20 protein-coding genes, 2 pseudogenes and 1 other annotated feature are annotated in these 18,554 nt (G+C 57.3%); of the genes and pseudogenes, 7 read left to right on the plus strand and 15 right to left on the minus strand.

Translation table 11 applies throughout. From position 1 onward, the window contains the following. Positions 1 to 24: 24 nt before the first annotated feature. The 3 genes from ilvN to ivbL all read right to left on the minus strand — a co-directional run bounded on the left by ilvN (position 25) and on the right by ivbL (position 2,209). Positions 25 to 312 carry an acetolactate synthase small subunit gene (ilvN, locus tag ACOTZB_RS21235; protein WP_010426528.1) on the minus strand — a complete coding sequence of 96 codons (288 nt, stop codon included), beginning with the start codon at positions 310 to 312 and terminating at the stop codon, positions 25 to 27. A 3-nt stretch (positions 313 to 315) separates the two neighbouring features. Then, positions 316 to 2,004 carry an acetolactate synthase large subunit gene (gene ilvB, locus ACOTZB_RS21240; protein WP_193805402.1) on the minus strand — a complete coding sequence of 563 codons (1,689 nt, stop codon included), beginning with the start codon at positions 2,002 to 2,004 and terminating at the stop codon, positions 316 to 318. Between the two features lie 106 nt (positions 2,005 to 2,110). Beyond that, positions 2,111 to 2,209 (minus strand): ilvB operon leader peptide IvbL, encoded by a 99-nt coding sequence (ivbL, locus tag ACOTZB_RS21245; RefSeq protein WP_057979964.1) that lies wholly within the window; start codon positions 2,207 to 2,209, stop codon positions 2,111 to 2,113. A 521-nt stretch (positions 2,210 to 2,730) separates the two neighbouring features. On the opposite strand from ivbL, the gene tisB reads away from it, so the two are divergent. From tisB to emrD, 4 genes are all read left to right on the plus strand, one after another. After that, positions 2,731 to 2,820 carry a type I toxin-antitoxin system toxin TisB gene (tisB, locus tag ACOTZB_RS21250; RefSeq protein ID WP_023309830.1) on the plus strand — a complete coding sequence of 30 codons (90 nt, stop codon included), beginning with the start codon at positions 2,731 to 2,733 and terminating at the stop codon, positions 2,818 to 2,820. Positions 2,821 to 2,884: 64 nt separating this feature from the next. Continuing rightward, on the plus strand, positions 2,885 to 3,331 hold the full coding sequence (locus ACOTZB_RS21255; RefSeq protein ID WP_421628472.1) for a GNAT family N-acetyltransferase: 447 nt from the start codon (positions 2,885 to 2,887) through the stop codon (positions 3,329 to 3,331). A 62-nt stretch (positions 3,332 to 3,393) separates the two neighbouring features. Further along, a complete protein-coding gene (locus tag ACOTZB_RS21260; protein WP_421628473.1) occupies positions 3,394 to 4,227 on the plus strand; it encodes an EamA family transporter in 834 nt (277 codons plus the stop codon). A gap of 175 nt (positions 4,228 to 4,402) precedes the next feature. Then, positions 4,403 to 5,587, plus strand: coding sequence for a multidrug efflux MFS transporter EmrD (gene emrD / locus ACOTZB_RS21265; protein WP_193805399.1), 1,185 nt, complete (start codon positions 4,403 to 4,405; stop codon positions 5,585 to 5,587). On the opposite strand, the gene ACOTZB_RS21270 is transcribed toward emrD, so the two are convergent. The 5 genes and pseudogenes from ACOTZB_RS21270 to ACOTZB_RS21290 form a co-directional block, all read right to left on the minus strand. After that, positions 5,490 to 6,578 (minus strand): cellulase family glycosylhydrolase, encoded by a 1,089-nt coding sequence (locus ACOTZB_RS21270; RefSeq protein WP_421628474.1) that lies wholly within the window; start codon positions 6,576 to 6,578, stop codon positions 5,490 to 5,492. The two genes, emrD and ACOTZB_RS21270, sit on opposite strands and share 98 nt — an antisense overlap. 84 nt (positions 6,579 to 6,662) lie before the next feature. Beyond that, positions 6,663 to 6,851: pseudogene (locus tag ACOTZB_RS21275) on the minus strand (DNA-binding transcriptional regulator DsdC); the annotation flags it as partial. A 9-nt stretch (positions 6,852 to 6,860) separates the two neighbouring features. Next, positions 6,861 to 7,286, minus strand: a complete 426-nt coding sequence (locus tag ACOTZB_RS21280; protein WP_421628475.1) for a DUF943 family protein — start codon at positions 7,284 to 7,286, stop codon at positions 6,861 to 6,863. Then, the gene (locus ACOTZB_RS21285; protein ID WP_421628476.1) at positions 7,283 to 8,518 is read right to left on the minus strand and encodes a PAAR domain-containing protein; all 1,236 of its coding nucleotides are present in this window, start codon (positions 8,516 to 8,518) and stop codon (positions 7,283 to 7,285) included. Before ACOTZB_RS21285 ends, ACOTZB_RS21280 begins: the two co-directional genes overlap by 4 nt. A 3-nt stretch (positions 8,519 to 8,521) precedes the next feature. After that, complete coding sequence (locus tag ACOTZB_RS21290; protein WP_421628477.1) at positions 8,522 to 9,004, minus strand: PAAR domain-containing protein; 483 nt, start codon at positions 9,002 to 9,004, stop codon at positions 8,522 to 8,524. 201 nt (positions 9,005 to 9,205) lie between these two features. On the opposite strand from ACOTZB_RS21290, the pseudogene ACOTZB_RS21295 reads away from it, so the two are divergent. Together ACOTZB_RS21295 and dsdA are read left to right on the plus strand one after the other, a co-directional pair. Continuing rightward, a pseudogene (locus ACOTZB_RS21295) lies at positions 9,206 to 9,556 on the plus strand (D-serine transporter DsdX); the annotation flags it as partial. A gap of 17 nt (positions 9,557 to 9,573) precedes the next feature. Beyond that, on the plus strand, positions 9,574 to 10,860 hold the full coding sequence (gene dsdA, locus ACOTZB_RS21300) for a D-serine ammonia-lyase (protein WP_421628478.1): 1,287 nt from the start codon (positions 9,574 to 9,576) through the stop codon (positions 10,858 to 10,860). An 82-nt stretch (positions 10,861 to 10,942) separates the two neighbouring features. On the opposite strand, the gene ACOTZB_RS21305 is transcribed toward dsdA, so the two are convergent. The 4 genes from ACOTZB_RS21305 to ACOTZB_RS21320 all read right to left on the minus strand — a co-directional run bounded on the left by ACOTZB_RS21305 (position 10,943) and on the right by ACOTZB_RS21320 (position 14,661). Next, entirely contained in the window at positions 10,943 to 11,290 is a 348-nt protein-coding gene (locus ACOTZB_RS21305) for a DUF202 domain-containing protein (protein ID WP_421628479.1), read from the minus strand. After that, the gene (locus ACOTZB_RS21310) at positions 11,280 to 11,627 is read right to left on the minus strand and encodes a YidH family protein (RefSeq protein ID WP_023309821.1); all 348 of its coding nucleotides are present in this window, start codon (positions 11,625 to 11,627) and stop codon (positions 11,280 to 11,282) included. Before ACOTZB_RS21310 ends, ACOTZB_RS21305 begins: the two co-directional genes overlap by 11 nt. A 92-nt stretch (positions 11,628 to 11,719) precedes the next feature. Then, positions 11,720 to 13,042 carry a 6-phospho-alpha-glucosidase gene (locus tag ACOTZB_RS21315; RefSeq protein ID WP_421628480.1) on the minus strand — a complete coding sequence of 441 codons (1,323 nt, stop codon included), beginning with the start codon at positions 13,040 to 13,042 and terminating at the stop codon, positions 11,720 to 11,722. Further along, positions 13,039 to 14,661 (minus strand): alpha-glucoside-specific PTS transporter subunit IIBC, encoded by a 1,623-nt coding sequence (locus ACOTZB_RS21320; RefSeq protein WP_421628481.1) that lies wholly within the window; start codon positions 14,659 to 14,661, stop codon positions 13,039 to 13,041. Before ACOTZB_RS21320 ends, ACOTZB_RS21315 begins: the two co-directional genes overlap by 4 nt. A 221-nt stretch (positions 14,662 to 14,882) precedes the next feature. Here ACOTZB_RS21320 and ACOTZB_RS21325 point away from each other — a divergent pair, with 221 nt between their 5' ends. Further along, on the plus strand, positions 14,883 to 15,629 hold the full coding sequence (locus ACOTZB_RS21325) for a GntR family transcriptional regulator (protein ID WP_257833275.1): 747 nt from the start codon (positions 14,883 to 14,885) through the stop codon (positions 15,627 to 15,629). On the opposite strand, the gene ACOTZB_RS21330 is transcribed toward ACOTZB_RS21325, so the two are convergent. From ACOTZB_RS21330 to ibpA, 3 genes are all read right to left on the minus strand, one after another. After that, positions 15,597 to 17,258 (minus strand): putative transporter, encoded by a 1,662-nt coding sequence (locus ACOTZB_RS21330; RefSeq protein ID WP_047650015.1) that lies wholly within the window; start codon positions 17,256 to 17,258, stop codon positions 15,597 to 15,599. The genes ACOTZB_RS21325 and ACOTZB_RS21330 overlap by 33 nt on opposite strands. Positions 17,259 to 17,423: 165 nt before the next feature. Then, positions 17,424 to 17,852 (minus strand): small heat shock chaperone IbpB, encoded by a 429-nt coding sequence (gene ibpB, locus ACOTZB_RS21335; RefSeq protein ID WP_126330352.1) that lies wholly within the window; start codon positions 17,850 to 17,852, stop codon positions 17,424 to 17,426. A 136-nt stretch (positions 17,853 to 17,988) separates the two neighbouring features. After that, positions 17,989 to 18,399 (minus strand): small heat shock chaperone IbpA, encoded by a 411-nt coding sequence (gene ibpA / locus ACOTZB_RS21340; RefSeq protein ID WP_008500162.1) that lies wholly within the window; start codon positions 18,397 to 18,399, stop codon positions 17,989 to 17,991. Beyond that, positions 18,393 to 18,464 (minus strand) — a sequence feature (ROSE (Repression Of Heat Shock gene Expression) occurs in the 5'-region of heat shock genes and acts as an RNA thermometer to modulate expression.). (Overlaps the previous gene by 7 nt.) Positions 18,465 to 18,554: the final 90 nt, after the last annotated feature.

Here is an 18,554-nt window from a genome sequence, read left to right on the forward strand (position 1 = left end):
GCGGGTGTTCAAGCAATGAGCGATTTATTCGAAGAACACCGCAATTTTGTTAAACATGGTGGGATCGGACTGGTTGCGAGCCACTTTGGTGACGTCTTCCAGCTTGTCGATCTGGGCCATCATTTGCTCCAGACGCTGGTCATCATTAACCAGTAGCCAGATGCGGCTGTGCTCGCTGCCCTGAATCGGCAGACAGAGAATGCCTTCCACGTTAAACGCCCGGCGGGCAAACAGCCCGCAGACGTGGGTCATGACGCCAGGGTGGTTGCGGACGGTGAGTTCCAGAATGACGTTATCATGTTGTTTCTGCATGGCTTATTCTCCCACCATCTCAGTATTTGCCGCACCCGGCGGCACCATCGGATACACTTTTTGTTCAGGGTCGATACGCACGTGGATCAGCGCAGGGCCGGGGCGAGAAATCGCCGCCTGCAGCGCCGCATGGGCATCCCCTTCGGCGTTCAGATCGCAGGTGTGCAGGCCAAAGCCGGCGGCAATCTGCATAAAGTTAATCATCCCCGGATAGGTCGCGGCAAACACGCCCTGCTTGTAGAACAGGCTCTGCTGCTGGTGTACCAGCCCCAGCGCCTCGTTGTTCATCAGGATGATTTTCACGTCTAACTGGTTTTCGGCCGCGGTCGCCATTTCCTGAATGTTCATCATCAGGCTGCCGTCGCCGGAGAAGCAGATGACCTTGCGGTCCGGGTTGGCGAGCGCCGCACCGACTGCTGCGGGCAGACCAAAGCCCATAGTGCCGAGGCCGCCGGAGGTCAGCCACTGGCGCGGACGGTTCAGCGGGTAGGCCTGGGCGGTCCACATCTGATGCTGGCCCACGTCGGTGGTGATGATTGCGCTGTCGTCCACGCAGGCGGCCACGGCGTTGATCAAGCCGTAATGGCTCAGCGGGTCGCCTTCGGTTGGGATGGCGCCCGGGAACTCACGCTGCAGATCGGTCACCAGCTGACGCCAGTCCGCGCGCTCGGCTGCGTCCGTCTGCGGGATCAGCTGTGCCAGCACCTCGGCCACGTCGCCCTGAATCGCCACGTGCGGCTGCTTGATTTTACCCAGTTCGGCGCGGTCGATATCCACGTGAATGATTTTGGCGTTCGGGCAGAACTGCTCGGTTTTGCCGATCGCCCGGTCATCAAAACGCGCGCCCATAACAATCAGCAAATCCGCCTCTTGCAGGATGTAGTTGGTGCTGCGCGCGCCGTGCATGCCCAGCATACCTAATGACAATGGGTGCGCCTTAGGCAGCATGCCCAGCGCCATCAGGGTCATGGTAGTGGGCAGGTTGGCTTTTTCCGCAAACTGGCGGATTTCATCCGCAGCGTTAATCGCCCCGCCGCCCAGATAAAGCACCGGGCGTTTGGCGGCGTTAATCATGGCGGCGGCGTCGCGCACGCTCTCAGCGCTGAATTCCGGCGCGGGGGCACGCTCGCCCGGCTCCGGCAGAACGTCGATCTCGATCTCTGCGGTCTGGACATCCTTAGGAATGTCTATCCACACCGGGCCCGGGCGGCCAGACTGCGCAATGCGAAACGCATCGCTGATAACCTGAGGAAGCTCGCTGATATCGCGAACTAAATAGTTATGTTTGGTGATGGGGATAGAGATGCCGTAGGTGTCCACTTCCTGGAACGCATCGGTGCCGATCATCGAGGACGGTACCTGGCCGGTAATGCAGATCAGCGGAATGGAGTCGAGGCGCGCGTCGGCGATGGCGGTGACCAGGTTGGTCGCCCCCGGACCGCTGCAGGCCATGCAGACCGCCGGTTTGCCCTGCGTACGCGCCATGCCCTGAGCGATAAAGCCTGCCCCCTGCTCGTGGCGCGCCAGCACGTGGCGGATCTGCGTGCTTTGGCTCAACGCATCGTACAGCGGCAGCACCGTGCCGCCCGGGATACCCGCAACGGTAGTGATGCCCTGTCGTTCCAGCAAATGAACGATCAGCTGCGCGCCAGTAAAACGCCTCTTTGTGGATGTTGTGCCCGAAATTGCCATGCTCCAGTCCTTTTCTTCTGGGCCGACGTTCCGGGGAGGCTCTTAAACGAAAAACCCCGCCCGGTTTGCGCCGGCGGGGTTTTGGATTCGTGTGTTGATCCAGTCCCTACGGCGCATTGCCGACGACCACCACCACACGCACGACGACCACTGCGGCTGGTTGCGCAGTTTTTAGTAGGGTCGAAGTGAAGATGGATGAAGTCATTGGGGACCTGTGTTTGGAATCATTGATGGAATTTATACAAACACAGGTTTTCGGGCGTGACAATGGAAATATTTTCATCTGCACAAAAATGCGTCAGGGATCACGTTTCGTTTGTTGGGTGATGAAAACAAAAAACCCCGCCTAAGCGAGGTTTTTATCAGGGTTTTGCGGTTGGTCGTCGCAGAACACACTGTGTTACGTCAACGCAAAAAGTATACGCGATCGAAGACGAACGCGCAATTCAGGCACGGATTTTGACGCTTTTGAGTATGGATCGCCTTCCTGATTTTGTCCAAAAAATACTGTTCATGCATACAGTATTTATCTATACTGAGGGTGTTCGCAGTGAGCGAGGGGGCCGCAGTTTTACCGGCGCAACGAAGTCCTGGCTGAAACGGGTGGTGCCGTCAGTGCCTTAACCCCTGAAGTGAGCACACTGTGTTACGTCAATCCAGGTGCTGGCAACAGGCGGCGGAAAGGTACGCCAGCATCGTGCTCCTTTTAACCAAAAGGAGACGCGTATGAGCGTAGTGGATATGGTGATACTTATCCTCAAACTCATTGTTGCTGTACTGCAACTGCTTGATGCTGTCCTGAAATTCCTTCGGTAATTCAGGTTCAAGTCGCACCTGAGAGGGGCGGGCAACCGCCCCTCTTTAATAACGAGGGAATGCTATGTCGCGTCTGTTAATTGAGCCTGTCACACCGGATGAACCGGGGTATATCGCCCTGAAGGCTGAAAGTATCGCACTGAATTTCAACATGCTGCGCAGGCTTGAAGAGAACTGGCAGCGCGGCGAGAACCGCTTTAACGCGCCGGGAGAAAAGCTGCTGGGCGCGTTTCTCAACGGCAGGCTGGTCGGCGTATGCGGCCTCAACCGCGATCCGTTCAGCCAGCAGCCGCGCGCCGGACGTATTCGCCATCTCTACGTCAGCGAGAAGTGCCGCGGGCTGGGCATTGGCAAACAGCTTTTAACCGTGGTGATGGCCAATGCCAGCATCTGGTTTGATTTCCTGAATACCCACGCGCCGGACAGCGCGTACGGATTTTATCATCAAGCGGGTTTTACGCTGGTCTCGGACGAGCCGCGGGTGACGCACCGCCTGTTTTGTGCCGTGTAACCGGCTGGCAGCATCAGGGTGTGAATGTTACAGTTGAGTGACAATTCATCACCCGATACGCCATGACCACCACCGTTTTCTGCATTTTGCTCTTCGCCGCGCTGCTGCATGCCAGCTGGAACGCCATCGTTAAGGCCGGAACGGACAAGCTCTATTCCGCCATAAGCGTCAGCGGGTCCGCCACGCTTATCGCTCTGGTCTTACTGCCGTTTTCCCCACAGCCATCTGCTGCAAGCTGGCCGTTTTTGATCGTCTCCTGTGCCTTACAGGTGGTCTACACCGTGCTGGTAGCGAAGACCTATCAGGTCTCCGATATGAGCCAGACCTATCCGCTGATGCGCGGCACCGCCCCGCTGCTGGTGGCGCTGATCGGCGTGCTGGCGCTCGGGGATCGTCTCTCCTGGCTCGCCTGGTCCGGCATCGGAGTAATTTGCCTTTCGATTCTGGCGATGGCGATGCATGGCCGCACGCAGTCACGCAAAGGGATCTGGCTGGCGCTCCTGAACGCCTGCTTCATTGCCGGGTATACGCTGGTGGACGGCACCGGCGTGCGGCTGTCGGACACCGCGCTGGGCTACACGCTGTGGACCTTCTTTATGAACGGCTTCTGCCTGTTGAGTTGGGCGATGGTGGCGCGTCGGCGCGAGGCGTCCGGCTACCTGCGCCTGCACTGGAAAAAGGGGTTACTCGGCGGCGTTGGCACCATGGGCTCTTACGGTCTGGCGCTTTGGGCCATGACGCAGGCACCGCTGGCGGTGGTCGCGGCGCTGCGTGAAACCTCGATTCTCTTTGGGGCGCTTATCGCGTTTGTCCTTTTAAAAGAGAAGGTTGCGGGCCTGCGCATCGCGGCGGCGCTGGGTATTGCCGGCGGTGCCATTCTGCTGCGCATGGCGTAAATCACTGGCAACATTAGTTGCCGTTCTTGTTTACAAATCCTGCCTTTCCCGGTTTTTTCATTCACCACGACAATGCTTAAATTGTCATCTCTCTGTGGTAGATTCCTCGCGCATTTATGGGAATGCGCAGTCACTTATTCTTCATTTTTCTCTTTTGGCAAAAGTATTCAGCGACATGAAAAAACAAAGGAACGTTAACTTATTGTTGATGCTGGTGTTACTGGTGGCCGTCGGTCAGATGGCACAAACCATCTACATTCCGGCGATTGCCGACATGGCAAAGGAATTGAACGTCCGCGAGGGCGCAGTACAGAGCGTGATGGCAGCCTATCTGCTGACCTATGGCGTTTCGCAGCTCTTTTACGGCCCGCTCTCTGACCGCGTCGGGCGTCGCCCGGTGATCCTGGTGGGCATGAGCATTTTCATGGTGGCGACAGTGATTGCCATTACCACGCACAGCCTGACCGTACTGATTGCCGCCAGCGCCCTGCAGGGCGTCGGGACCGGCGTCGGTGGGGTGATGGCGCGAACCTTACCGCGCGATATGTATCAGGGCACCCAGCTCCGTCATGCCAACAGCCTGTTGAATATGGGTATTCTGGTCAGCCCGCTTCTCGCCCCGCTGATTGGCGGCCTGCTGGACACAATGTGGTCCTGGCGAGCCTGCTACGCCTTCCTGCTGGTGCTGTGCGTGATTGTCACCTTCAGCATGGCGCGCTGGATGCCGGAGACGCGCCCGCAGGACGCGCCGCGCACGAAGCTTATCACCAGCTATAAAACGCTGTTCGGCAACGGGTCGTTTACCTGCTACCTGCTGATGCTGATCGGCGGCCTGGCGGGCATCGCGGTATTTGAAGCCTGTTCCGGCGTGCTGCTGGGCGCGGGGCTGGGCCTGAGCAGCATGGTCGTGAGTATTCTGTTTATTCTGCCGATCCCGGCGGCGTTCTTCGGCGCGTGGTTTGCCGGACGCCAGAACAAACGATTCTCCACCCTGATGTGGCAGTCGGTGATCAGCTGTCTGCTGGCGGGTCTGATGATGTGGATCCCAGGGCTGTTTGGCGTGATGACGGTCTGGACGCTGCTCATCCCGGCTGCGCTGTTCTTCTTCGGCGCGGGGATGCTGTTCCCGCTGGCGACCAGCGGCGCGATGGAGCCGTTCCCGTTCCTCGCTGGTACGGCTGGCGCACTGGTGGGCGGTTTGCAGAATATCGGCTCCGGCGCGCTGGCCTGGCTATCGGCGATGATGCCGCAGACCGGGCAGGCTAGTTTGGGCCTGCTGATGACGCTGATGGGGCTGCTGATTTTACTGTGCTGGCTACCGCTGGCGTCGCGTGTTCCGCATCACGAGCAGCCGGTTTAACCGCATGATGGCCCGGCTTCTCGCCGGGCTTTTCACATACGGGCGCAATCATCGCCTGCAATAACGGCTCCGGCGCAGGCCGCCAGGCGCCCTCTTCCCCGTCGTAAAACTGGAAATCTGCGTTAAGCGCATACGGGATTTTCGCCTTTTGCAGCTCGCAGGCCATAAAGGTGGCGAACGCTATTTGCGAAGCGGTTGGCGTGAAGCGGCTTGACTCCCCCACGCCCCAGCCCCCGACCCAGCTAACGTGTCCGGTTTTTTGCTGCCAGTGCAGCGCGGCGTTGATGCGGTTATGGATAGCCGCTTTCTCCGCCGCCGTGCCGGACGTCCACGGGTATTTGCCGCCATTCTTCAGCGGCCCCCACGGGAAAATATGCCACTCCGCCAGCAGGTAGTTTTGGCTGTGCGCGGGCAACTTCAGGCTGGATAGATCCTCCGGCGCGGCGCGCAGGCGCGGCGCAATGAAGATCATGCGCTGCGGGTCAATGTCGTGGATCGCTTTAATGGTTTTTTCATAGACACGGTTTAGCGACGCGAGGTTGTGGTTAAGCTTGTCGGCTGGCTCATAAATGAGATCAAAACCCAGCAGCGGGTAGCTCTGACCGAAATAGTGCGCAACGGCAATCCACCAGTTGATCGTCTCTTTTTCGTTATCGGCTTTCGGGTCGTTTTTATATTCATCAGCCTGATAAGCGACTATCGGGATCACGCCATACTGCTCGCAGGCTTCCACCAGCTTGCGCAGGTGGATCAGCCGCGCTTCCGTCGGCTCATCGGCTACACGAATGCGCACGTGGGTAATGCCTTTTGCACGAAAATCGCGTACTACAAGCGGGTCGAATTCGCGTATGCCGCGCTCGGTGCGCGCCCAGTCCACATCCATCCCGACGCCCAGCTGCTGCGCATAACGGTCAGCCGTCAGCGGCGGCTCAGCGGCCATCGCCCAACCGGAAGAGATCAATAATGCAGAGGCAATAAAAGGCTTTAACACGGTTTACCCTGGATAAATCGAAAGCATTACCTGTATTTAGCACGCTTTTTCACATTTCGTGTAGAGCGAAAGCGTAATAATTCTTCAACCTGCCAGTTCTCTCAGCCAGCCGATAAAGGCGTCTATTTTCGGCCACTGTCGGCCAGAGAGCGTCGAAATATAGTAGTGCTGATGGCATTTCAGAGTTTTTTCACCAAACGGGGCGATAAGCTCGCCCCGCTCAAGCCGTTTCTGCACCAGCCGCTTTCTGCCCATCGCGACGCCGACGTGGTTGTTTAATATCTAATCGTAATACAGCGCAGCATTGGGGGCACTTCCTACGGACATAAGAGTTTTTTTCTCTATACACCGCGCATCTACAGACATTTCATAAAAACAAAGCAGGTCAGAGTCTTGATCTGTATCGTGGTCGATCCGATACCCATCGCCAAAGTCCATAATGGTTACATTGTAATAACCATCATCATTTTTATGCGGAATACCGTACTTTCCCTGAATCATGGTCTTATTAGCTTCCCACCAAGCGATCTGACGGCTTTTCAGATATGGAAAATGTTTGACCAGCAAAATATCTCCATGGCAGTCATACATTTTGCTGCACACGTTCTCCCCATGAACAGCAGATATTTCAACCGGCGTAAGAAACTGCCAGAGTACATAGCCGCAGACAGCCACTACAATCGCACCGCCGATCTGTCGCTTATTCACTCCACATCTCCCGTTATCTCCACGGTGGCATTCATCTCAGTGATAAATGGCTTATACCCGTATTGATCCCAGCGTTGGAGTGCGAACCACAGGCGGAAAATTCGGAACTCACGGTACACTGGGTTAAGAACATCATCGTCATCAAGACCAAAGTGATCCTGAACCCGGTAATGAACCATTGCCCTGTAACTGTTACCGCTAACCTGCAGTGATACGAGCGTGATATGTGTCGACCAGGTATCATGTACAGTGATAACCAGCCCATTGGTGCTATCTATCTTACGATCAAACTTAGGAAGTATTGCCTCACTGATTTCTCTATAAAAAACGTTCTCCCTAGATAAAGGGATAAATCCATATTCATAATCAATGGCAGACTTCATGGCTTTTTTTATTTTCAACAACGAGCTTTTATCTGAATGGTCATTCAGGATCTGCTCTTTCAGTGCCTGATCCAACAACGGGCTGCTGTACGGCGTGCCGTAGTTCTCCTGCATATGCGTAATCATCTCGGCGATGATGCTCTTGTACGGACCGTGGAAGGAGTACAGCTTCGCCAGCTCCCGAAACTCATCAAACATCAGGCGCGTCGCCTCATCCCTGCTGACGGACGGCTGCTGCTGCTGTTCAAGATCCTGCATGGCATAAGGGGAATACTGGGTGGCGGTGCTCGCTGTCGACTGCAGTTTCAGCGTTCTGGGGTTCACCTTCGCGGACACATTGTCCACGTCGATATAAAACTGATTACGCAGTGCCAGCGTGTCCAGATCGCCATAGCGCATGTCTTTAGCCCGGTAATCATCCATCTGCCGCACTGTCTGGTAAATCCGCGCCGGCAACGGAAGAGGTTCAGGGCGGGGCTTTTTCGCCGCCTGTGCGTGCTGTTCCGGCTCCGGGGCTGCAACCGGTGCCATCCTGGCGCTTGCCGCTGACAGCTGCGGGATCGTACCCGGTGCAATCAGAAAATTGGTCCCCTGCGGACACCCGCAACGGATCTCCGCGCCGTCCACCGCAACAGCGACACTGTTTGAGCACCGGTGATCGCCATCCACAATGATCCCCACTTTCCCACATTTCGGGCAGGGGGTGGTCTTGTCGCCGATATAGAGTTTTAGCAACCCCATGACCGACATACCGGGCCGGGCCGCGATACATTGAGCCCCCGAAGAGGTTTTATCTCCGTGTAATCCGACATTCTTGCCGTGAACGCTACACCCTCTCATGATGGACATAATTCAGCCCTCTGCCGGTAAAAAATCAGCATCCATCGGCAAACCTTTCAGCTCATTCAGCGTACATCCCTCCTGTGGGGTGCTGATAATCACATCACCGTTGCTCAGCCTGCTGCCGACCAGCGCGATACTCTGCCCGATTTTCTGAAATTTCGACCCGCTGCCGGTAACAATACGGGCAGTGGTTCCGTCAGGGTAAACCACCTCATCCCCGACCAGCGCAATATTGACCTTCAACCCGCCATCAAGCTCGATTTCAGCGCCATTCCACGCCGCTCGAACCATCCCACCGCGCTGGGTTAGCGCCCCATCAACCGCGATCCGGTAAATCGCCATCAACGGATGTTCACGCATGAAAGCCTCCTGCTCTTCGACAGTCTGACGGGCACCGTCAGACATCCCGGCCTTTTTCTCCGCCGAGAAAGGCAGACGTGCCAGTGAGGCGGCTAATTCCGGATTCAGTTCGTTAGTATATTGCTGTTCCATATAAAATCCCTATTTTCCATGTGGGTTAAGTGTCTATAGTAACCAGACGGTAGCTCTTAACCAAAATTTAATGGCGACTTTCTGATGTTCTAAGCGGACTTCCCTTCCTCAAGAATTTTATATACCGTGGAACGGGCAATGCCGGGCTGCCGAGTTGTCACCGTGGCCCCCGTTCCGCCATGCTATGCCGCTGGCGATCACTCGCTGGCGCATATTCTATCGAACCTGCACATGCACCCTATCCTGCTCGCCTGGCTGGTGGCGCTGGTGCTGCATGCCGCCGTAGGCTCCGCGACGGTGGCGATGATGGGCGCCACGGCGATCGTCGCGCCGATGCTGCCGCTCTATCCGAACGTGAGCCCGGAGATCATCACCATTGCCATCGGTTCCGGCGCCATTGGCTGCACGATCGTGACCGATTCCCTCTTCTGGCTGGTGAAGCAATACTGCGGCGCGACCCTGAATGAGACCTTCAAATACTATACGACGGCGACGTTTATCGCCTCGGTGCTTGCACTTGGCGGCACATTCCTGCTTTCCTTCATTATCTGAGCGCGAAGAGACGTATTATGGAAAACGCAACTATCACTACTTTAACCGCACAGTTTCCTCTGGTTGAGGATCTGATTGCCCTGAAAGAAACCACCTGGCTTAACCCGCGCACCACGACGCTGGCGGAAGGGCTGCCGTATGTCGGGCTGACCAAAGCCGATGTGGACGACGCGCACGCGCGCCTGAAACGCTTCGCGCCGTATCTGGCGAAAGCCTTCCCGGAAACGGCGACAACGGGCGGGATTATCGAATCCGAACTGGTTGCCATCCCGGCGATGCAAAAGCGGCTGGAGAGAGAAACCGGTAAGCCTATTCCCGGCACGCTGCTGCTGAAAAAAGACAGCCATCTGCCGATTTCCGGCTCGATTAAAGCGCGCGGCGGCATCTATGAGGTACTAACCCATGCGGAAAAACTGGCGCTGGAAGCCGGGTTGCTGAGCGTTGAAGACGACTACAGCATTCTGCTGGAGCCGCGCTTTAAGGACTTCTTCAGCCAGTACAGCATTGCGGTAGGCTCAACCGGCAACCTCGGGATGTCCATCGGCATTATGAGCGCTCGCATCGGCTTTAAGGTGACGGTACATATGTCTGCCGACGCCCGCGAGTGGAAGAAAGCCAAACTGCGCAGCCACGGCGTGATCGTCGTGGAATATGAGCAGGATTACGGCGTGGCGGTAGAGCAGGGACGAAAAGCGGCGGAAAGCGATCCGAACTGTTTCTTCATTGACGATGAAAATTCCCGCACCTTATTCCTGGGCTATGCGGTGGCGGGCGAGCGCCTGAAGGCGCAGTTTGCCGAACAGGGCCGCGTGGTGGATGCGGATCATCCCCTGCACGTCTACCTGCCGTGCGGCGTCGGCGGCGGCCCTGGCGGCGTGGCGTTTGGCCTGAAGCTGGCCTTTGGCGATAACGTCCACTGCTTCTTCGCGGAGCCAACGCACTCCCCGTGCATGCTGCTCGGCGTCTACACCGGCTTGCACGATGAAATCGCGGTGCAGGATCTGGGCATTGATAACGTGACGGCGGCGGACGGTCTGGCGGTAGGACGCGCGTCGGGCTTCGTGGGCCGTGCGATGGAGCGTCTGCTTGACGGGTTCTATACGCTCTCCGATCAGAGCATGTACGACATGCTCGGCTGGCTGGCGCAGGAGGAAGGGATCCGTCTGGAGCCGTCCGCGCTGGCGGGCATGGCCGGGCCGGTGCGCGTGCCTTCAGATGCCAGCGTTACCCACCTGGTGTGGGCGACCGGCGGCGGTATGGTGCCGGAAGACGAGATGGCGAAGTATCTGGCGAAAGGGAAGTAATTATGCCGGGTGGCGGCTGCGCCTTACCCGGCCTACGGTTCGTGGCAGTTGCAGGCCCGGTAAAGCGTAGCCGCCACCGGGCTTACAGGCTCAAAATTTGCTGAATATGGGTTACCGCAAACAGCAGCGACAGCAACAGCACAGCCAGGGCGATCAGGAATTTATCCCGCACCGCCTTCGGCTGTACAAAATCATTCTGCGCCACGTCCATCAGGTTACGGCTGCGGGTATAGCGCCATAAAATGATGGCCACCAGCGCCAGCACAACAATAGAAATCCAGAATGGCACCCCTGTGCGGTGCCAGTTGTGCTTAATCGCCAGGGCAATCAGCGCGCCATACCCCAGCAGCGTGCGCAGCCAGGCCAGCGACGTCCGCTCCGGCTGTAGGCCGGGGTCCGCTTCGCGCCGCGCTTTGCGGCTATCCGCCATAGAACACCAGCACCATCACCACGCCCGCCACCGTCAGCAGAATCGTGCTGATGATCAGCAGCCCGCGCGTATAGGGCAGATCCTGCTTCAGACGCATCGCCTTCTCATTGCGCAGCCAGCGCAGGTAGCCGTAAATCGCCAGCACGCCTGCGAACAGGCACAGCAGCAGCGCCAGCACTTCGCGAATCAGCGGCGTGGCGAAATCGGGCGCAAGCTGATCGAGACCCACCCCTGCGGCAAGAAAGCCCAGCGCGGTGCGGATCCACGCTAAAAACGTGCGTTCATTGGCCAGAGAGAAGCGGTAGTCCGGCGCTTCGCCGAGGCGGGAAATTTTCATGAAGGTTCCTTGTCGTGCTTCGGGCAGGCTTCAGCATAGCGTAAATCGATAAGGACAAGGAGACCGGCATCGGGCGATGCCGGTCAGGACGATTAGTGCAGCTCTGGCCAGTAGTCCTTATTGGCCGCGATCAGGTCATCGAGAATCGCTTTCGCGACGGACGCGCTCGGCACGGTTTTCGACAGGGTGATCGCCTGCCAGAGTTTCTGGTATGAGCGCTGCTCCCAGGCATCCACCACCAGTTTTTCCACCGCCACCTGCTGGCTCATAAGCCCTTTCTGGAAGTGTGGAATATCGCCCACCGTAAGCGGCTCCGGCCCGTTATGGCCTACCAGGCACGGAATCTCCACCATCGCGTCGGCATCAAAGTTATGGATGGCCCCGTTGTTTGGCACAATCAGCAGCATTCGCTCCTGGGTGTTAAAAGCAATTGCCGTCGCCAGATCGACGATGTACGACGCATGTTCGTCAATTTCCAGCTCGCCGGCGGAGGAGTGACCGGCTTCGATAATCGCCCGGCAGGAACTGAACACGTGCTTCTCACGATGATCCATGACCTCATTGGCGCGGGTGCGTTCCGGGTTGGAGTGCGCGACCACGTAGTCCGGGAACAGGTAATACTTCAGGTAGGTGTTCGGCATGGTATCCGGATCCAGCGCCTGCACGTCTTTTGCTTTGGCAAAGGTATCGTTCCAGCTCGCTTCGGTGTGCGCATCTTCCGAAGGCGGAACATAGCCGTTTTTAGCGACGTATTCGCGCAGTTTCGGCATCAGATCGTTGCCGTTCAGATCTTCAATAGACGTCCACCAGCCGAAGTGGTTCAGGCCGTAGTAGCGCACGCGCATCTCTTTGCGGTTTTTCAGGCCGACAATCTGCGCCATGCGCCCTTCAATGCCGATCGGCATATCGCAGATGTTGAGGATTTTGGCGTTCGGGCGCAGGCGACGCGTGGCTTCCGCAACAATCGCCGCCGGGTTGGAGTAGTTCAGCATCCACGCGTTCGGCGAGTACTGCTCCATATAATCCACCAGCTCCAGCACGCCGCCGATAGAGCGCATGCCGTAGGAGATGCCGCCCGGGCCGCAGGTTTCCTGGCCCAGCACGCCGTGGCGCAGCGGGATTTTTTCATCTTTTTCGCGCATCGGGTATTTGCCCACGCGGATATGCGCCATCACGAAATCCACATCGGTAAACGCCGCTTTCGGATCGGTGGTGTAGCTGAACTCAATCTCCGGGGCTTGTTCCTTAAGGATGATTTTGCACGCTTCGGCGATGGTCTCCTGACGCGCGCCGTCATTGTCATAGAACTTCAGCGCGCGCAGCGGGAAACGGTTACGGTTGGCTAACAGCATCAGGACGATACCAGGCGTAAAGGTGCTGCCGCCGCCTGCAATGACAACTGAGAATTTTTTCATGATATAGCCTCTGTCAGGGTGGTTTGTTCATTCGATAAAGGGGTTTTCATCAGCGATTCAAGCTGGTCGCGCACCTGAGGAACGTGCAGGCCGACAATCACCTGAATGCCGTTGCCGCGTCGCACCACGCCGTGGGCGCCGAGGGCTTTGAAGACGTCATCGCTTTGCGTTTTCGCCATATCCACCAGCGCAATGCGCAGGCGGGTGGCGCAGTTGTTGATGCTTTCGATGTTGGCCGCGCCGCCGAGCGCCTGCAGGAATCCGGCTGCCTGCCCAACCTGCTGGCTGGCCGCCGCCGGGGCGGTGGTTTGCCCGCGCGCCGCCTTATAGTCGGCCTTGCTGTAGAGTTTGATTTCGCTCTCTTCCCGGCCCGGCGTTTTCAGGTTCAGGCGTTCGATCAGCGTTTTGAAGACCACGAAGTAGATGCCGGTGAAGCAGACGCCGATACCGATCTGGGTGAATACCGTCGAGGCATGGTTATGGAACATTGGGATCCAGTTTTGCGGCAGGAACTGGTCCAGCAGGCCGCCGCCCATATTCCCGACCACGCCGAAGGTATACATCACCGTTGCCATGGTGGCTGCCAGCACCGCGTGCACGGCAAACAGCAGCGGCGAGATAAACAGGAACGTGAACTCAAGCGGTTCAGTGATGCCCACCAGCACGGCGGTGAGCGTGGCCGGGACCAGCAGCCCCGCCACCTTGACGCGGTTTTCTGGCGACGCGGTGTACCAGATAGCGAATGCAATCCCCACCGAGCCAAACACTTTTGAGTTGCCGTGAAGCGCGAATCCGCCTTCCGGGAAGAGGGTTTTCAGCGGCAGGGTGCTCTGGCTGAACGCCTGCAGGTGCTGCGCCCAGTAGACCTGAATCCCGCCTTCCACCGCCGCCGGGCCGAAGATGAACGGACCGTAGACGAAGTGGTGCAATCCGGTTGGGATCAGAATGCGTTCCAGGAAGGTATACACCCACACGCCCAGCGCACCGGCGGAGCGCAGGAACGCCTGCAGAGACTCGATACCCATCTGTACTTTCGGCCAGCCCAGCAGCGTCAGCCAGGCGCAGGGGATCATGACGAAGAACGCGAGGATAACGACAAACGAGCTGCCCTGGAAAATCCCCAGAAAGACCGGCAGCGGCTTGTCGAAGTAGCGGTTGTGGATGGCGGTGACGATGCCTGAGATCACAATGGCACCGATGATGCTGGTATCGAGCGTTTTGATCCCGGCAATCATCGCCAGCCCGCTTCCGGCCGTCGGTTCGGCGGAGAAGTCGACGCCGAAGAAGTGGCCCCAGGTCATCCCCATCGCGTTAATGAAGTAGTTCCAGGTCAGGAAGCTAATCAGCACCGCCAGACAGGCGCGGCCCTGCGCCTGCTTCGCCAGGCCAATCGGTAAGCCAACGGCAAAAATCAGCGGCATATTGCGAAACACCGCCCAGCCGCCCTCTTCAATGATGTGCACAATCTGCGCGAAAAGATGATCGGGGGCCGTTAAGGCTTCGCCGACAAACAGCGGGTTGCGAAGCATGATGGCGATTCCCACCACGATCCCGGCGAACGGAAACAGCAACACCGGGGTAAACATGGCACCGCCAAAACGTTGTATTTGACTGAGCATTTTTAAATCCTCATGAAACAACCTGTAGGGGTAGAGGCCTTTATGGTTTTTTGCTGGCCTGAGCTGAGCATAAGAACTTACTGATGCGCGAACATGGCGTGCCGCTGCGATTCGTGATCGCATTCATGGTTTTATTTTGACCAATCAGGTCTACTTTTTGGCGTAAATATGGACATGTCAGGACACAATCCACGCCCTGATAAGGGCAGAGAGGTCTACTGGTGATCTACAAATCTATTGCTGACAGATTGCGGCTGCGGCTGAATTCGTCGGACTACAACATCGGCAGCCCGCTACCCGGCGAAAAAACGCTGGCGCAGGAGTTCGGCGTGGCGCGAATGACCATCCGCAAGGCGCTGGATCTGCTGGTGAGCTGGGGGCTGGTTGAGCGACGGCACGGCAGCGGAACGTTTGTCTCACGCAAAGACGTTCACCACGAAACCACCAATCTAACCGGGCTGGTGGAGGTGCTGCGTCAGCAGGGAAAAGAGGTGCAGAGCAAGGTGCTGCAGTTCGAAGTGATGCCCGCCCCGCCCGCCATTGCCAGCCAGCTGCGAATTCAGGTGGATGAGCGGATCTACTTTTCCCGGCGGGTGCGCTACGTGGACGGAAAGCCGCTGATGCTGGAGGACAGCTTTATGCCGGTGAAGCTGTTTCGCAATCTTTCGCTGGCGCATCTTGAGGGGTCTAAGTTTGATTACATCGAGAAGGAGTGCGGGATCACTATCAGCGGCAACTACGAGAGCCTGACGCCGGTGCTGGCAGATAAAACGCTGGCCGGTTATATGAACCTGCCGGAACAGACGCCGCTGCTGCGAATTACCTCTCTCTCCTACAGCGACAGCGGCGAGTTCCTCAATTATTCCGTGATGTTCCGAAATACCAGTGATTACCAGGTGGACTACCATCTGCGGCGCATCCACCCGGACGATCTGCTAGCTCATCCCCCAGAACAGCACCGCCAGTAGCTGCGGGGTGATGATGCGCAGGAACATCACCAGCGGGTAGACGGTGGCATAGGAGAGCGCGGCCGCGCCGCTGGTAGTGTGCAGGTTGTTGGCAAAAGCCAGCGCGGGCGGATCGGTCATGGAGCCCGCCAGCATCCCGCACAGCGTCAGGTAATTCATTTTGGCGAACATCCGCGCCAGTATGCCTACCGTCAACAGCGGGATCGCCGTGATGAAAATACCGTAGCCGACCCAACTCATCCCTTCGCCCCTGACCAGGGTATCGACAAAATCACCGCCGGATTTCAGGCCGACCACCGCCAGGAACAGCACGATACCCAGCTCGCGCAGCGCCAGGTTGGCGCTCGGCGGCATAAACCAGTAGAGCTTACCGATGCAGCCGATACGCCCGAGGATCAGCGCCATAATCAGCGGCCCGCCCGCCAGGCCCAGCTTGAGCGCCACGGGGAAGCCCGGCACGTACACAGGAATAGAACCGAGCAGCACGCCGAGCCCGATGCCGATAAACACCGGCAGCATCTGCACCTGCTGCAGTTTTTGCTGTGCGTTACCCACCATATCCGCGACGGCGTCGATGGACGACGGGCGCCCAACCAGGTTGAGGATATCCCCGAACTGCAGGCTGGCCTCCGGGCTGGCGACCAGTTCAACACCCGCACGGTTGAGGCGGGAGATCACTACGTCGTAGCGCTCTTTTACCTGCAGATCGCGTATTTTCTTGCCGAGAACGTGCTCGTTAGTCACCACAACGCGTTCCACGCGCATGTCGGTGCCTCGGGTTGAGAGCGAGGTATCCACTTCCTGGCCAATCACCAGCCGCGCGTTGTTTAAATCTCCGGGCTGGCCGACCAGGTGCAGCAGATCGCCCTGCTGAATGACGGTGCCGGGCGCGGGCACCATCAGCATATCGTCACGCTTGAGGCGAGAGCAGATGATATTGGCGCTGTTCAGGATCGGCACGTCCTGAATCGCCATATTGTTCAGGTTGGGGTTATCGACCCGAATGTTGATGGTTTTGATCGGCATATGGCCGTTGGTTAGCGTGGTTTCGTGGTCCTTCGCCTCTTTGTCGACGTTAATGCGAAACAGAACGCGTACCAGCCACATGGAGAGCAGAATGCCGCAAATCCCAAACGGATAGGCCATGGCGTAGCTCATCCCCATCTGGTCGACGATGCCGGGTTCGATGCCCAAATCGCGAAGGATTTGCTGCCCGGCACCGAGCGCAGGCGTGTTGGTGACCGCCCCGGAGAAAATGCCCAGCACCACGGGGAGCGGGATATCGAAGATTTTGTGCAGAATGGCGGTGACCAGCCCGCCCATCACCACAATGCCGAGGGCAAACAGGTTGAGCCGTAATCCGGAGACCCGAAGTGAGGCGAAAAAGCCCGGTCCCACCTGAATACCGATGGTATAAACGAAGAGGATCAGGCCAAACTCCTGAGTAAAGTGGAGCATTTCGGCGCTGAGGACCAGCCCGAGTTTGTCGGCGAAGTGGCCGACAAAAATGCCGCCAAACAGTACCCCGCCTATCCCAAACCCGACGCCACGGATTTTGATATTACCTATCCACAGGCCAACAACAGCGACCAGGGCCAACACGCTGACGGTTAACGCGATATCACTCATGACCCACTTCCTTATCATAACCTTAGTTATGCTAAGGATTCTCTCAGAGCTGGGGTCGGTTGTATGGGCGATGGCGCACAAAAAAGCCCTGCCGGGGCAGGGCTTTATCTTTTCACCCTCTCCCTGCGGGAGAGGGTCGGGGTGAGGGCATCAGCCCGCACGCTATTAGCTATTCAACGCAGGCCGCTCGCTAATGGCGATACGCTGCGGCGCGATGGCTTCCGGCACGTTGCGGATCAGGTCGATATGCAGCAGCCCGTTGGTAAACGTTGCGCCGGACACTTCCATATGGTCTGCCAGGGTAAAGCTCAGGCTAAACGGCTGATTAACGAGCCCCTGATGCAGCCATTTGGTCTCGGTCTCTTGTTTTTCCGGCGCCCCTTTCACGGTCAGGCGAGTGCCTTCAAGCTGGATGTCCAGATCGTCCTGGCGGAAACCGGCCAGCGCAAGGGTTATGCGATAGTGGTTATCGTCGCTTTTTTCGATATTGTACGGCGGAAACGTCTGTTGCTCGGTGGTGCTTTGCAGGGCGTTAGCCAGTTTGTCAAAACCAATCCACTGACGCAGCAGGGGGGATAAATCATAGTTACGCATACTAAATCTCCTTCTGAGAAGCGAGTTCGGCACAGTGTAGTTTTGTGCGCAGTTGTTCCTGCAAATCCTGGTGGATTCGCATATGCTCCCGTTACGGCAAGCAAGTCTGGGTGGGCCGCTCACGCGACCCGCGTAATTAGTTAATTTCGATACGACGCGGTTTTTTCTCTTCCGGAATCACACGTTCCAGTTCGATAAACAGCAGGCCGTTGACCAGGTTCGCGCCTTTAACGTGAATGTTCTCGGCTAACTGGAACTTGCGTTCAAAGTTGCGCTCGGCGATGCCCTGATAAAGGTAGGTACGTTCTTTCTGCTCGGCCGTATGGGAACCTTTCACCACCAGCAGGTTGTCCTGCGCGGTGATCTCCAGTTCGTTTTCTGCAAAACCGGCGACGGCAATGGCGATGCGGTAGTGGTTTTCGTCAACCAGCTCAACATTGTATGGAGGGTAGCCGTTGCTCTGGCTTTGGTTATTTTCTAAATGGTTAAACAGGCGGTCAAAACCAATTGCAGAACGGTATAGCGGAGAAAGATCGAAGTTACGCATAAATAAAACTCCTGAAATCAGCGAGAAATTGTAGCCTTCCACCATGGACAGGCCTTTGCGCCCCCGAACACCCATCAGGCGAGTTCGTTATCGGGCCACATTCTTAAAATGGGTCTGCAATCGGGCTTTTCAAGAACGACACCTGCACTTTTTTT

Source organism: Enterobacter cloacae complex sp. SHL020, assembly GCF_049236945.1.
GTDB lineage: Bacteria > Pseudomonadota > Gammaproteobacteria > Enterobacterales > Enterobacteriaceae > Enterobacter > Enterobacter dykesii.

Excerpts from the sequence above, each read along its gene's own strand:
- ilvB (WP_193805402.1), bottom strand. The coding sequence starts at position 2,004 with ATGGCAATTTCGGGCACAACATCCACAAAGAGGCGTTTTACTGGCGCG.
- ACOTZB_RS21320 (WP_421628481.1), bottom strand. The coding sequence starts at position 14,661 with ATGCTCAGTCAAATACAACGTTTTGGCGGTGCCATGTTTACCCCGGTG.
- ACOTZB_RS21285 (WP_421628476.1), bottom strand. The coding sequence starts at position 8,518 with ATGTCCATCATGAGAGGGTGTAGCGTTCACGGCAAGAATGTCGGATTA.
- ACOTZB_RS21305 (WP_421628479.1), bottom strand. The coding sequence starts at position 11,290 with ATGGCGGATAGCCGCAAAGCGCGGCGCGAAGCGGACCCCGGCCTACAG.
- tisB (WP_023309830.1), top strand. The coding sequence starts at position 2,731 with ATGAGCGTAGTGGATATGGTGATACTTATCCTCAAACTCATTGTTGCT.
- ibpB (WP_126330352.1), bottom strand. The coding sequence starts at position 17,852 with ATGCGTAACTATGATTTATCCCCCCTGCTGCGTCAGTGGATTGGTTTT.
- ACOTZB_RS21330 (WP_047650015.1), bottom strand. The coding sequence starts at position 17,258 with ATGAGTGATATCGCGTTAACCGTCAGCGTGTTGGCCCTGGTCGCTGTT.
- emrD (WP_193805399.1), top strand. The coding sequence starts at position 4,403 with ATGAAAAAACAAAGGAACGTTAACTTATTGTTGATGCTGGTGTTACTG.
- dsdA (WP_421628478.1), top strand. The coding sequence starts at position 9,574 with ATGGAAAACGCAACTATCACTACTTTAACCGCACAGTTTCCTCTGGTT.
- ACOTZB_RS21310 (WP_023309821.1), bottom strand. The coding sequence starts at position 11,627 with ATGAAAATTTCCCGCCTCGGCGAAGCGCCGGACTACCGCTTCTCTCTG.
- ilvN (WP_010426528.1), bottom strand. The coding sequence starts at position 312 with ATGCAGAAACAACATGATAACGTCATTCTGGAACTCACCGTCCGCAAC.
- ACOTZB_RS21255 (WP_421628472.1), top strand. The coding sequence starts at position 2,885 with ATGTCGCGTCTGTTAATTGAGCCTGTCACACCGGATGAACCGGGGTAT.
- ivbL (WP_057979964.1), bottom strand. The coding sequence starts at position 2,209 with ATGACTTCATCCATCTTCACTTCGACCCTACTAAAAACTGCGCAACCA.
- ACOTZB_RS21290 (WP_421628477.1), bottom strand. The coding sequence starts at position 9,004 with ATGGAACAGCAATATACTAACGAACTGAATCCGGAATTAGCCGCCTCA.
- ACOTZB_RS21260 (WP_421628473.1), top strand. The coding sequence starts at position 3,394 with ATGACCACCACCGTTTTCTGCATTTTGCTCTTCGCCGCGCTGCTGCAT.
- ACOTZB_RS21315 (WP_421628480.1), bottom strand. The coding sequence starts at position 13,042 with ATGAAAAAATTCTCAGTTGTCATTGCAGGCGGCGGCAGCACCTTTACG.
- ibpA (WP_008500162.1), bottom strand. The coding sequence starts at position 18,399 with ATGCGTAACTTCGATCTTTCTCCGCTATACCGTTCTGCAATTGGTTTT.